This window comes from Erythrobacter sp. S259, assembly GCF_057364965.1.
In genome coordinates this window covers 2890931-2904311 of sequence record NZ_CP200286.1, presented here as the reverse complement: position 1 = coordinate 2904311, position 13381 = coordinate 2890931, and the positions used below count along the sequence as shown (strand labels likewise).

The 13381-nt window shown below is 57.2% G+C and carries 12 protein-coding genes; 5 read left to right on the top strand and 7 right to left on the bottom strand.

What is annotated here, in order from left to right; translation table 11 throughout:
• Positions 1-4: 4 nt before the first annotated feature.
• The 4 genes from AC0V60_RS13865 to AC0V60_RS13850 all read right to left on the bottom strand — a co-directional run bounded on the left by AC0V60_RS13865 (position 5) and on the right by AC0V60_RS13850 (position 5694).
• Positions 5-1177, bottom strand: a complete 1173-nt coding sequence (locus AC0V60_RS13865; RefSeq protein ID WP_486179024.1) for an AI-2E family transporter — start codon at positions 1175-1177, stop codon at positions 5-7.
• Positions 1178-1257: 80 nt separating this feature from the next.
• Positions 1258-2082 carry an FkbM family methyltransferase gene (locus AC0V60_RS13860; RefSeq protein WP_486179023.1) on the bottom strand — a complete coding sequence of 275 codons (825 nt, stop codon included), beginning with the start codon at positions 2080-2082 and terminating at the stop codon, positions 1258-1260.
• A 29-nt stretch (positions 2083-2111) separates the two neighbouring features.
• Positions 2112-4682: a DNA topoisomerase (ATP-hydrolyzing) subunit B gene (gene gyrB, locus AC0V60_RS13855; protein ID WP_486179022.1), complete on the bottom strand. Its 2571-nt coding sequence runs from the start codon at positions 4680-4682 to the stop codon at positions 2112-2114.
• Between the two features lie 97 nt (positions 4683-4779).
• Entirely contained in the window at positions 4780-5694 is a 915-nt protein-coding gene (locus tag AC0V60_RS13850; RefSeq protein ID WP_486179021.1) for a PIG-L deacetylase family protein, read from the bottom strand.
• 165 nt (positions 5695-5859) lie between these two features.
• Here AC0V60_RS13850 and AC0V60_RS13845 point away from each other — a divergent pair, with 165 nt between their 5' ends.
• Positions 5860-7410, top strand: coding sequence for a class I adenylate-forming enzyme family protein (locus tag AC0V60_RS13845; protein ID WP_486179020.1), 1551 nt, complete (start codon positions 5860-5862; stop codon positions 7408-7410).
• A 22-nt stretch (positions 7411-7432) separates the two neighbouring features.
• Here AC0V60_RS13845 and AC0V60_RS13840 read toward each other — a convergent pair whose 3' ends face one another.
• Complete coding sequence (locus AC0V60_RS13840) at positions 7433-7864, bottom strand: hypothetical protein (RefSeq protein ID WP_486179019.1); 432 nt, start codon at positions 7862-7864, stop codon at positions 7433-7435.
• A 699-nt stretch (positions 7865-8563) separates the two neighbouring features.
• Between AC0V60_RS13840 and guaA the strand changes: the two genes are divergently transcribed.
• The 3 genes from guaA (at position 8564) to AC0V60_RS13825 (ending at position 11578) form a co-directional block, all read left to right on the top strand.
• The gene (gene guaA / locus AC0V60_RS13835; protein WP_486179018.1) at positions 8564-10153 is read left to right on the top strand and encodes a glutamine-hydrolyzing GMP synthase; all 1590 of its coding nucleotides are present in this window, start codon (positions 8564-8566) and stop codon (positions 10151-10153) included.
• A 99-nt stretch (positions 10154-10252) separates the two neighbouring features.
• Positions 10253-10870, top strand: coding sequence for a YceI family protein (locus AC0V60_RS13830; RefSeq protein ID WP_486179017.1), 618 nt, complete (start codon positions 10253-10255; stop codon positions 10868-10870).
• Positions 10871-10882: 12 nt separating this feature from the next.
• Complete coding sequence (locus AC0V60_RS13825) at positions 10883-11578, top strand: endonuclease III domain-containing protein (RefSeq protein ID WP_486179016.1); 696 nt, start codon at positions 10883-10885, stop codon at positions 11576-11578.
• 3 nt (positions 11579-11581) lie between these two features.
• On the opposite strand, the gene gloA is transcribed toward AC0V60_RS13825, so the two are convergent.
• Both gloA and AC0V60_RS13815 read right to left on the bottom strand, forming a co-directional pair.
• Positions 11582-12070, bottom strand: a complete 489-nt coding sequence (gene gloA, locus AC0V60_RS13820; protein ID WP_486179015.1) for a lactoylglutathione lyase — start codon at positions 12068-12070, stop codon at positions 11582-11584.
• Positions 12071-12105: 35 nt separating this feature from the next.
• Positions 12106-13071, bottom strand: coding sequence for an oxidoreductase (locus AC0V60_RS13815; RefSeq protein WP_486179014.1), 966 nt, complete (start codon positions 13069-13071; stop codon positions 12106-12108).
• A gap of 136 nt (positions 13072-13207) precedes the next feature.
• Between AC0V60_RS13815 and AC0V60_RS13810 the strand changes: the two genes are divergently transcribed.
• Complete coding sequence (locus tag AC0V60_RS13810) at positions 13208-13339, top strand: hypothetical protein (RefSeq protein WP_486179013.1); 132 nt, start codon at positions 13208-13210, stop codon at positions 13337-13339.
• Positions 13340-13381: the final 42 nt, after the last annotated feature.

Below are 13381 nucleotides of genomic sequence, written 5' to 3'. Positions count from 1 at the left end.
CGGCTTAAGCGCTCGGATCGGCGAGGCGTTCGATTTGCTCGATCTCTTCGTCGGTTCGCGCCTTACCATCCGGCCCCACGCGCATCCGGTAACGCGCCGCGGCTTCCTCGTCCTCAGCGCGCTGTTCTTGCAAGATCGACCAACTGGCAAGGAACATCCCTGCAACAAGCGGCCCAAGAACAATGCCGGAGAAGCCAGCAAGCGAAATCCCGCCAAGTGTCGTTACCAAGATAATCCAGTCGGGGATGCCGGTATCGCGCCCAACCAATATCGGGCGAAGGACGTTATCGACGCTGGAGATGATGATAAAGCCTGCGGCAAGGACAAAGACGCCTGACCCCACTTCGCCCATCACGATGAGCCAAATTCCGGCAGGCGCCCATACAAGCGCTGTGCCAATCGCGGGGATCAGCGCGAGGATTGCCATGAGCACGCCCAGGAGCAAAGCGGATGGAACGCCGGCAATGGCAAGCATAATGCCGCCCAACGTACCTTGTATGATGCCAACGACACCTGAGCCTTTGATGACCGCACGCACAACCCCGAGAAAGCGTTCAGCCAGCCTATCGGCAATCCCGCGCTCGATGGGCGCTGAATGGATAATCGTCTCACCAATCCGGGACCCATCGCGAAGCAGGAAGAACAGCACATAAAGGCCAATGCTGAAGCTCAGGACAAATCCAAGAGCGCCGCTGCCGATGGTAAGAGCCTGCTGGGCAATGATGCCAGCGCTCTCACCCAGAATTTCTTGGAGACGGGCTTGAATGGTCAAAAAATCGGTGAACCCGTTTTCGGCGGCAAATTTCTGCACACTCGCTGGCAGCAGGGCGTAGGTTTCATTCACCCAAGCGCCAACGTCGACAGGATTGGCCTGCAACCGGTTCACCAGTTTTACCGCTTCAGTGAGCACAATTGACCCAATCCATAAGGCGGGCAGGAGGACCGCGACAAAAATGATCAGGAGCGACAAGGCGGCCGCCCAATTGCGCTTCCCGCGTGTCCTGATGAGTGACCACTTGTAGAGGGGCTGGAACATGATCGCCGCGAGCGCGGCCCACATCAAAGGACCCACAAAGGGCCAAGCCACCCAAACAAAGAGTATCGAGACCGCTGCAAGAAGAAGGAGAAAGCTCCAGTGCTCGAGAGAGGATGTGTCGTTGGGTTCTTCTTGGGACATATCTCTATGATGTCGGGATAAATCGCTCAAACATCAAGAGGACATCTTTAGCAATCGATCAATGCACAAACATGCGCGACCTAACGCTGCAAAACAAGAAGCTGATCAACATTGCCCGGTTTTGCGAGCACTTCACTTTTGCTTGTTGGTACAACGCCGCGCCGTTGGTGGACGTAGGCAAGCGACAGGCCTTGTTTCTCGAACAAGTCGAGAAACCCGCTCGCATCACGGTAGCGATCAGGGGTGAACTCAAGGATTATGGTCAACGGGCGCGGGTTTGCCAGACGCTTTTCCATTCCCGCCCAGACCGCTTCTTCTGCGCCTTCCACATCGATCTTGACGAAATCGCAGTCCTCCAGCTCAGGCAGATCATCGAACCTTGCCGTCGGCACAGTGATTTTCTCGTGGTCGCCCATGGGATTGACGGTCGCATTCATGGGCCGTGCCGGATCAATATAGAAGTCCAGCTCGCCCGCCTGATCGCTTAGGGCAAGTTCGTGAACGGTCGCACGCGCTGCAAAGCCGTTCACCTCAACCGAATTGCGCAACAGCTTCGCAATATGGGGGTTGGGTTCAAAAGCGTGAACAGTGCCCTGCGGACCAACCCGGTCGGACATGAGGAGGGTAAAGTACCCTAGATTTGCGCCCAGATCGACCGCTGTCATGCCCCTTTTGACAAGCTTGGCCATGACCTCAGTGTGGGGTATTTCCCAATATCCATCAGCCAGCATATGGGGCGTGAAGGCAACATCGCGAGTATCAAGAAACATCTTGTAGCGTCCCAGCACCCGCGCAAGCGTAGTATGATTGCCAAGATATGCATTCTGGCACGCATCGCGGATGAATATCTGGTTGCTTTGGCGTCTGATTGTTTTCAGCCTGCCAAGGTCGAAAAGTTTTTTCATAATTTTTGGCTTACGCAGAACATGAAAGGTCAAACGTCCAAATTAGCGACGCTCAAGGCATTGTTCTGAATAAATTCACGGCGCGGTTCCACCACATCACCCATCAGACGGGTGAAAATCTCGTCGGTAACATCGGCGTCTTCGACTTTCACCTGCAACAACACACGGTTTTCCGGGTCGAGCGTGGTTTCCCAAAGCTGTTCCGGGTTCATCTCGCCAAGGCCCTTGTAGCGGCTGATCGAGAGGCCTTTACGCCCTGCTGCAAACACCGCCTCGAGCAATTGGCTGGGCCGGGTGATCGCATCTTCAGCAAGGATCGCCGGTTCGTCGCCTCCATCTGGACCGCCATCTTCCCCGGCGCCTTCATCGCTTGGCGCTGCTGTCTCAGGCTCGGCTGCATCGCCTGCCTTGGCGAAGCGAACCGCGCCCGCGTAAGCGTCGGCTTGATCGGCGACGATGGAGTGGAGCTTGTGCGCCTCGGTGCTGGTGAGGAACCGGCCTTCAATCTCGTGCACATCAGTGACACCGCGCCAAACGCGCGAGAACTGAACCGTACCGCTTTCCAGCATCCGAACGCTCCAACGCGCGTCTTGATCGCCCGCCTCAAGCTGCGAGGCGGTGACTTCGAGAGCTTTGATACGGTTTGCGTCAGAAAGCGCGGGGTCCAATGCGCCGCAAAGCGCCATTTGTTCGATGATGCCGCCGTCATAACGGCGCGGGACAAAGGCGAGCATGTTTTTGAGGCGCAGCGCACCATCAACCAGACTGCGCAAATCCTCGCCCGAACGCGCGCCGCCAGAGGTTTCCAGAATGCGCCCTTGCAACCCTGCATCGACCAGATAACGGTCGAGCGCGCCTTCGTCCTTGACGTAGACCTCGCTCTTGCCTTTGGCGACTTTGAACAAAGGCGGCTGTGCGATGTAGAGGTGCCCAGCTTTGATGATTTCGGGCATTTGGCGGTGGAAGAAGGTAAGCAACAGCGTGCGGATGTGCGCCCCGTCGACATCAGCGTCGGTCATGATCACAATCTTGTGATAGCGCAGTTTTTCAAGGTCGAACTCATCGCGAATGCCGGTGCCCATCGCTTGAATAAGAGTGCCGACCTCTTTGGATGAGATAATCCGGTCAAAGCGCGCGCGTTCGACGTTGAGAATCTTACCCTTGAGCGGAAGGATCGCCTGATACTGGCTATCGCGTCCACCTTTGGCAGAGCCGCCAGCAGAATCACCCTCGACCAGAAAGATTTCGGCTTTCGTCGCATCGCGCTCACGGCAATCGGAGAGTTTGCCCGGCAACGAGGCCACGCTCATCGCGCCCTTGCGGCTCATTTCGCGGGCGCGTTTTGCAGCTTCGCGCGCAGCAGCCGCGTCGATGATTTTCTGAATGATCGCGCGTGCATCGGCTGGGTTCTCCTCCAGCCACTCGGTCATCTTCTCGCCCATGAGCGATTCCAAAGGCTGGCGCACCTCAGAGGAAACCAATTTATCCTTGGTTTGCGAGGAGAATTTGGGATCGGGCAGCTTCACGCTGACAATCGCGGTGAGCCCTTCGCGCATGTCTTCACCCGACAGCGAAACCTTCTCTTTCTTAAGCAGCCCTTCACGGTCAGCATACCCATTGAGCGTCCGCGTCAGAGCCGCACGAAAAGCTGCCAAGTGGGTGCCTCCATCGCGCTGAGGGATGTTGTTGGTGAAGGTGAGGACATTTTCGTAATAGCTGTCGTTCCATTCCAGAGCGACGTCGATGCCGATGCCGTCCTTCTCCGCCGAAACGGAGATCGGCTCAGAAATCAGCGCATCCTTGTTACGATCCAGATATTTGACGAAGGCCGCAATCCCGCCCTCGTAATAGAGGTCATGCTCGATCACTTCCTCGTGGCGTTTATCGCGCAGGAGAATGCGCACGCCCGAATTGAGGAAAGCGAGCTCGCGGTAGCGGTGCTCCAGCTTTTCAAAATCGTATTCGGTGACGTTTTTGAACGTGCCGTTTGAGTGGTGGAAGGTGACCCGCGTGCCTTTCTTAAAGCCGTTTTCGTCCGGGTTCTGCTCAACCTTGGGCGCATTGCCTTTGATCTCAAGCGAGTTCACTGCATCGCCGTGCTCGAACCGCATCCAATGCTCTTTGCCCTCGCGCCAGATCATCAGCTCCAGCCATTCAGACAGAGCGTTCACCACCGAAACGCCCACGCCGTGAAGGCCGCCCGAGACCTTGTAAGCGTTGTCGTCGGAGGTGTTTTCAAACTTACCGCCAGCGTGAAGCTGCGTCATGATGACTTCGGCCGCCGATACGCCCTCTTCCTTGTGCATGCCCACGGGAATGCCTCGGCCATTGTCTTCGACCGACACGCTGCCATCGGGGTTGAGTTCGATCAAAACGAGGTCGCAGTGCCCCGCCAAAGCCTCATCAATCGCGTTGTCTGACACCTCAAACACCATGTGGTGCAGACCCGATCCATCATCGGTGTCGCCAATATACATGCCCGGGCGCTTGCGAACCGCATCAAGGCCTTTCAAAACCTTAATGGAATCAGCGCCATATTCGCCCTGTTGCTTCTCAGGTTTGGATGTGCCCTGCGGCTCGTTTGATGCGTTCTCGTCCATGCCAAAGATATAGGCATTCGAACCTCAAAACCCAAGCTGTGACAGCGCTGTCACGAAGCTTTTCCACCGCATTGCCAGCCCTAGTTTAACGGCAAGCTCAGCGCTGGCGTGCAAACGCTAAGCGAAACGGCACTCTCCCGCGCCAGACCCGCTCATGCAAAGTGCCCGCAAGGACCCTGCGAGCTGCGGCATCAAACTGGCTTTGATAGCAATCAACCGCCGCAATAGTCGCATCGAGATCAGGCACCTCATAGCTTATGTGGTCGGTCACTAGCGATGGATGCATTCGCGCCCAGCCTTCAAATCCGGGCAACTCAGAGTCGCCCTGTTTGGTGCTCGGAAAAGCGGCGTAAAGAAGATCGGGTCTATCAGGACCGAGCGCCTGGACCACTTGGGTCACCGCATTGCTTGTCATGCGATGATCGGCATGACCAAAACCGCCATCTGGCCCCCATGTCATAATGACAGTGGGCTTTTGCAGTTCAATGAGGCCAGCAATCCGCCCGCCCAAATCCCGCATTTCTTCAGAAGTGTTGCGGGCCTTGCGCGCAAGGGTGCCGCCGCCAAAACGCCAGAAAATTGGCTCCTCAAGGCCGAGGGCAAAAGCCGCGCAGCGCGCCTCGTTTTCGCGAAGCTTAGCCAAGGCATTGCCTGTATCAAGGCCGCTGTTTCCCGGCCCCGCATCGCCGCTGGTCGCAAAAACCAGCGTCACTTCGCCTTTTTCCCGAACAATCCGCGCAAGCACAGGCGCAAGGGTCAACTCATCATCGGGGTGAGCAAGAATTGCGAGCACAGACGGGATATTGGGATCAACCGATAGATTTTCCTCGCCCTCGGCGCTATCTCTCGGCTGGGCTAATAGCGGGGCCTCATCGGGGAGAATCCTGGTTACTATCTGGCCGTCTTCAAGTGTTTCCTCCTGTCCGACCTGAGCACTTGTGGCCGCGCTAATCGTCAAGCCAAGGCCGACTGCGAGCCATTTGTGCATCTTTGCCCTGCGCCCGGTGCTCACTCTATCATTCTCCTCTCGCCCACGCCGCCGATGAGCGGATGGTATCTAGCCAAACGACATCTTGCGAGAATTGGGTAAAGAAATGCCCACCATCCGCGCTCAAAATTCTTGGCCACTCTTTGATGAGGCTTGCCGCTGCCATACTTGGCCCTATTGTTCCGGGCCATGACGCCACATGATCCAAAAGAAGCAATTGCCGCCAACCTCGCCGAGCCGTTTGGCTCTTTTTCAGCCATTTTGCGCAAATGGTCACAGGTCCAGCCTGATGCGATCGCGATGGTGGATGACACCCGCGATATAGCATGGGCAGAGTTGATCGGTGAGGTCGAACGGCTTGCAGCGCGGATGGTTGAGACTGGTCTTGAGAAGGGGCAGTCGGTCGCGATCCTGGGGACAAGCAGCATAAACTATGCGCTTGTGTTTCTTGCCGCCGTGCGCGCTGGAGGGGTGGCAGCGCCGCTCACCACCAGTGCCTCACCCCAGCAGCTTCAAGGCATGGCCGAAGATTCAGGGGCGCGCCATCTGTTTATTGATGCTGGCAAAGCTGCCGAACTTGGCCCTGATTTTATGTCAGAGCTGATCCGCGTGCCCCTTGAAGACATTGGCACGTGGATGGCCCCGCCCGGGAATCTGGCACCCGATTTTGAACCTGCCCCAAGCGACCCGTTCAACATCATCTATTCGTCAGGCACCACCGGGATCCCCAAGGGGATCGTGCACTCGCACCAAATGCGCTGGCTTCAGTTCGCATCAACGGGCGTGTCTTATCTGGAGGGCGGGTTTCCGGTCCGCTCATTGGCTTCGACCCCGCTGTATTCGAACACGACGATGGTGGCTTTTCTGCCTGTGCTCCTGGCAGGGGGCACTGTGCGAGTGATGGGCAAGTTCGACTGCGGACGCTGGCTTTCCCATGCTGCTGAGGACCGCACGACCATTACGATGCTTGTCCCCGTGCAATACCAAAGGCTGATGGATTATCCGGGATTTGACGATCACGACTTATCATCGCTGATCCTGAAATATTGCACGTCTGCGCCGTTTTCTGCGGAGCTGAAGAGCGAAGTCCTTAAACGCATGCCCGGAGGATTGGTTGAGATCTATTCGATGACCGAGGGCGGGGTCGTATGCCTCCTGCAAGCCCATGAATTTCCCGATAAACTTCACACAGTCGGACGCCCCGCTCCTGGCAGCGAGCTCAAAGTCTTGGACGATGAGGATAAAGAGGTGTCACCGGGCACTACGGGCAATCTGATCGGACGGTCGGCCACTATGATGAGCGGCTACAAAAACCAGCCCGACAAAACCAGCGAAGCGCAATATGTTGACGCAGATGGCGGCGTTTGGATGCGTATGGGCGATATTGCGCGGGTCGATGAAGACGGTTTTGTCGAATTGGTAGGCCGCGCCAAGGACATGATCATCTCAGGCGGATTTAACATCTACCCAAGCGACCTTGAAGCCGAGCTTGAGCGCGAAGAGGACGTCATCGAAGCTGCGGTTGTCGGTCTAAAATCAAGAGCTTGGGGCGAAACGCCGGTTGGCTTTGTTGTCCTTGGCGATGGTGCGCGCGATGCAGATGTAATCCTTGCGAACGTGAATGCGCGGCTTGGTAAGACGCAGCGCCTCTCCGCGCTCCATTCGATATCTGAAATGCCTCGCAGTCATATCGGGAAGCTGCTGAAGAGCGAACTGCGCGAAATTGCGGAAGGGCATTAGGTGCGCTGACCGTCGTAAGACCTCACTCGGCCCCAGAGAGTCCATCGGCCAATGCGTATACACCCACAACACCTACAACCAGCACTCCGCCTACGACGACAAGGATCGTCTCCGCAGTATCCAGCTTCGTTGACCTGTTGGGCGTGGTGATCGGCCGCCCATTGAGAAGAAGTTCATCGCTTCCATCGAGCGCAAAACCAATCCGGCGTTCTTGCCAACGGCGGTGATCGTCTCTGGCAACGATCGAAAGTGGACTCGCCGACACCCGGTTCCGCGCAATGATCTCTACCCGCGGTGCGGTGTGACGGTGATCGGTGGAATGCCCGAGGGGAATTGTTAGCGCGCCCACGACCTGAGCCTCGCTCCTGTGGGGATCGAACGCTGGACTGATCGACTGCGCAGATACTCCGCTGGTGACAACAAATGCCGCGGCTGCGAGCACGCTTGTTTTCATGGTGTAAATCACTGCGACCCCTTTGACTAAACCCCTGTCAGTATGCGTGATAAATGATCGAACATTTTTAAGCAATTTTTTCAGAAACTAACAAAAACGCAGAGCCCTTGCGCCAAGTTTGAGACGCGGCCACCATTGGGAGAGGGAGAAAGTGGTGGCCGCGTCTCGCTCGCTGCTTGGCAAGCGTTGCGCTACTGATAAGCATCAGTCCTGCGATCCTGGCGCTTGGGGAGAGCGCCGCCAGGTCTGAGCTCTCAAACAGCCAGTCAGCCTCAGCATTAATATGCTGCAGTGTGCGGGTTCATCGCCTGAGCGGGGCGCTGGAAGACACCGGGCTCATAAGAAATCGCACTCATCATGGCTGCTGGCTTGTCGCAAGCAGTTTGACAGATCAGGTCCGGGGAAACCTTGTGATCCGTCACTGGCAACGCGTCAGCCTGGAGAGAGAAGAAGCTGTTCGTCGTTGCTGAACTCCAAATGAAGTTCGACTGCGTAAAACACAAATGACAAAATCTCTAATTCTCTTGCGCTTTTTGCAACAATGCACCCCGGCGCTTCGGATGGCGGACCGGTGAGTAAGCAAAGAGGCCGAAATTCCGGGCAGCAGAGCGCTCGAAGCAGTGCGCGCTTGTCGATAGTCTGCGCAAGGGACAACGCGCCCGCTGGACAGCGCGCGCACGCCTGCCGTAACGGACAGCCATGCAAGCAGACCAAATTACAGATTCGAGCCGGGCAGAATCGATACTCATCGTCGATTTCGGCAGCCAAGTGACCCAGCTTATTGCGCGCCGCGTACGCGAGGCCGGGGTTTATTCCGAAATCGCGCCCTTTACCATGGCGCAAGACGCATTCCGCCGGATGAAGCCCAAAGGCATAATTCTTTCAGGCTCACCAGCAAGCGTGCCCGATGACGACAGCCCGCGCGCGCCTCAAAGCCTGTTTGAGGCAGGCATTCCGATCCTTGGGATTTGTTACGGCCAGCAAGTGATGAACCACCAATTGGGCGGCGAGGTAAGGCCGGGTCACGAGACCGGCGAAGGCGGCGAATTTGGCCGCGCCTATCTCACCGTTACAAAGCCGTGCGCGCTCTTCGATGGGATGTGGCAGGAAGGCGAACGGCATCAGGTTTGGATGAGCCACGGCGATAAGGTGACACAGTTTGCGCCCGGTTTTGAGATCGTCGCCACTTCTGACGGGGCGCCTTTTGCGGTGATCGCGGATGAGGAGCGCAAGTTCTACGGTACGCAGTTCCACCCCGAAGTCGTCCACACGCCCGACGGCGGAAAGCTGCTGGCCAATTTCGTGCGCCATGTCTGCGGCTTGAAAGGCGATTGGACGATGGCCGAGTATCGCAAAACCAAGATTGAGGAAATCCGCGCGCAGGTCGGCTCTGGCCGGGTGATCTGCGGTCTATCGGGAGGGGTCGACAGCACGGTTGCGGCGGTTCTCATTCATGAGGCAATCGGCGAACAGCTCACCTGCGTTTATGTCGATCATGGCCTCATGCGGCTCAATGAAACCGAGCAGGTCGTCTCGCTCTTTCGCGACCATTACAACATCCCTCTCGTCGCTGTTGATGCCGAAGAGACCTTTCTTAAAGGCCTGGCTGGCGTCACCGACCCTGAGAAAAAGCGCAAATTTATTGGCGGGGCCTTCATTGACCTATTTGAGGCGGAAGCCAAGAAAGTGGGCGGAGCCGATTTCCTCGCGCAAGGCACGCTCTACCCGGACGTGATCGAAAGCGTCTCTTTCACCGGCGGGCCTTCGGTTACGATCAAAAGCCACCACAATGTTGGCGGCCTTCCAGAGCGCATGAATATGCAGCTGGTCGAGCCTTTGCGCGAACTGTTCAAAGACGAAGTGCGCGATTTGGGCCGCGAGCTGGGCCTTCCCGATGCCTTCGTTGGCCGCCATCCCTTCCCCGGGCCCGGCCTTGCGATCCGTATTCCAGGAGAGGTGACCAAGGAACGATGCGATATCCTGCGCAAGGCTGACGCGATTTACCTCGAGGAAATCCGCAATGCCGGGCTTTATGATGCGATCTGGCAAGCCTTTGCGGTGCTGCTCCCGGTTAAGACCGTGGGGGTCATGGGCGACAGCCGCACCTATGACAGCGTTTGCGGTCTTAGAGCGGTCACCAGCACCGACGGTATGACGGCGGATGTTTACCCCTTCGATGCGGCGTTCTTAACGCAGGTCGCCACCCGGATTGTGAACGAAGTCCAAGGCATTAACCGCGTGGTCTATGACTACACCTCAAAACCGCCGGGCACGATCGAGTGGGAGTGATTAAGAATTCTCGCCTCTATGGGCAGAAATATATGCTTATGCCTTGGCCTCCACTTTGTTAGTGTGCCGGCAAGATCAAAGATGCAAAGGACCGACCCCATGCCCCGCTCTTACGTAAACCCTGGCCTCGCCGCACTTGCCACATTGGCCGTTGTTGCTTGCTCGCAGGCCCCGGCCGAGGCACCTTCAGTGACAGGGACTGAATGGACCGTGGACACTGGCGCATCAGAACTGTCCTACGTCTCGATAAAGCAGGGCGAGATTGCCGAGGCCAACACGTTTGAAACTGTCACTGGCGCAGTGACGGCTGATGGCGCGGCCACGATTGAGATCGACCTTTCTTCGGTGTCCACCGGCGTCGATATCCGCAATGAACGCATGCGCGACATCTTCTTTGTGGTCGCCAGTAACCCCACGGCGACAGTGACTGCCGCAGTGGACCCGGCATCTTTTGAAGCGCTCGGGGTGGGCGAAAGCGCTGATACGACGCTCGATGGCATGCTCTCGCTCGTAGGTGTTGAGGCGCCGTTTCAAGCCGAGGTTAGCGTGACGCGCGCGGGGCCTGACCGGGTGATCGCCGTGACCGACAAGCCTGTGATCATTGATGCGGGCCGGTTTGAGCTGAGCGATGAATTGGCAACGCTTCAGCAGCTTGCTGGGCTCGAATCCATCTCGCCAGCGGTGCCCGTAACCTTCTCGATCGCATTTGAGCGGTAAACTCCTTTTCTCATGCAGTTTGACCTTGGCGGTGATCATCGAACGGACATTTTGCGCCGTGCGCAAGCCGCGCTGATATGTCATTTTGGCAGGATCATCCGCCCGTCTGACAAGCGCCGAAACCCGGAGTGGGTGCTGGTTCACGGGGTGATCGGCGCGCAGACCAAGACCGCCGCGTCCAATGCGTCTACCGATGGACTGCTCGCAGAGTTTGGATCCTGGGAGGCGGTGGCTGAGGTTTCAGAGCCCGAGTTGGAAGCGCGGCTTGGGCGCCAAAGCTTCCCTAGCGTGGCGGCAAAACGGCTCAAAGCCTGCCTCCAGGCCATCATAGCAGAGCGCGGCAACGTGAGCCTTGCTCACTTATCCAATCTGCCTCTCGAAGAGGCTATGGCGCAGCTTGAGACCCTGCCCGGTGTCGCACGCAAGAATTCAGCAGGCGTGATGAACGCAAGTACGTTTGACCGAAAAGCCATGGTGATCGACGGCCACCACCGCCGCATCATTCAGCGAATGGGCGTGGTTCCAGCCAAAGCCGGCACAGCCAAGACCTATGACGCGCTTATGCCGATCGTCCCGCCTGAATGGTCGGCCGCAGATATGGATGAACACCATCTGCTGTTGAAGAAGCTGGGCCAAACCTTTTGCCGCCCGCGCGCGCCGAAGTGTGAAGGGTGTCCCGTGCGTGAAGATTGCGCGACCGGGCGGTAGAAATCAGATGCCCGCCATCATGTTGGCGCTCAAGATTTCGACCCAATAGCCATCAGGGTCTTTGATAAAGGCGATGTGCTTCATTGTGCCGTCTTCGGGACGCTTTTGATACTCGACTTCGTGTTCATCAAAATGCGCAATCGCTGCATCAAAGTCGGGCACATCAAGCGCAATATGGCCAAAGCCGCGCGGCTCCGCATTGCCATCGTGATACACCGCGCCGTCCTCCTCTTCGGTGCCCCAATTGTGGGTCAGCTCGAGCACACCCTGGCGTGAGAAGACGTATTGTATTGCTTGCTTGGGATCTTCGGGCACCTCATCGTCGCCATCCGTAAACCCAAGGAAATAAAGCGAAAACTCGCCCATCTCGATATCGACCTTACGCAGCAAGGTCATGCCCAGAACACCGCAATAAAAAGCAAGGCTAGCGTCCGGGTCTTTGATCCTAAGCATGGTGTGATTGAGAGTGAAGCCGTGGGGGTTGGAAGTCATTTTTGGTCCTTAGTCTTTGCCGTTAAAGCAAGAGCTTAGCCGTGAAAGGTCACGCCGGTGAGTTCTTCCGATTTTCTCCAAAGCCTCTCGCCCAGCCTTTCATCACGAATGTGCGGATAGACACCTGATCCCGCTGGTGCTTCCTCATCCGCCATCGCGCCAATATTGCAGTTTTCGCAGTATACACCGCCCATGCCTTCTAGCAACGGCGACACCGCGCACCATACGCTGGTCGAGGCGCCTTCCTGCGTGGATTTGAAGGCTTCATGCGTGTTGCCCTCATCATCATACCAACCCATCGCCTTTTGCTCCTCCATCGTGAGGTGGCGTTGTAGCGGCGTTGCAATCCCTCCAGGGTGGACAGCAAAGGCGCGGATGCCATGTGGTTCGCCCAGCTTATCCAGGTGCAGCGCAAACAGCGCATTGGCGCTTTTGGCCGCGCCGTAGGCTGGCCATTTCTCATATTCGCGCTGCTCCCAATTGAGATCATCCAAATCGAGGCCATTCAAGCGGTGCCCGATGGAGGAAAGGCAGACTACGCGCGCCCGGTTTGCTGCAAGGAGCAGGGGCCAAAGCCGCGCGGTCAGTTGAAAATGCCCCAAATGATTGGTCGCAAATTGCATCTCATTTCCGCACGCATCGCGCATCAAAGGGCTCGCCATGATCGCCGCATTGTTGATGAGGATGTCAAGAGTGTCCCAATTTTGCGCCGCACCCTCAACGAAAGCGTCAATCGAAGCGGGATCAGACAGATCAAGCGCCATGATCGTGATTTTGCCTGGCATATCAGCCAGCACCTCGCGCGCCTGCTCTGGCCGCCGTGCGCCGACGATTACATCTGCATCAGTCCTGGCGATCGCGCGCACAGTCTCGGTCCCGATGCCGGAATATCCGCCCGTCACCTGCACCCTTTTGCCCGCAAGGTCGATCCCCTCCACCACCTCGAGCGCGGTCGAACGATAGCCGAATGGCGATTCAATAGGGGCTTGCGGTGATACCAAGACGATACTCCTTCAAAATTGGTCGAGGCAATGCTCGGTCCGGTGCAAAATGGGCTGCTACAAAATGTGCAAGCGCTCTCGGAGCCGCGGTCGCGCATATGCTGGCTAAATAAACCAAAGCGGGCGCAGAAAGGCTATGGAGGAACCGATCACGGGCCTTTGGCCGGGCAGCTGCTTTTTCGATCATTTGCCGCTCCTTGATGAAACTGATCCCGGCTGCGCCACCACCTACGACCTTGACGCTACGGCGCGCTGCGTCGGGCTTTAGCCTAGCAAAATGGGCTCTTGCGCTGCAGTCTATATTCGGCTC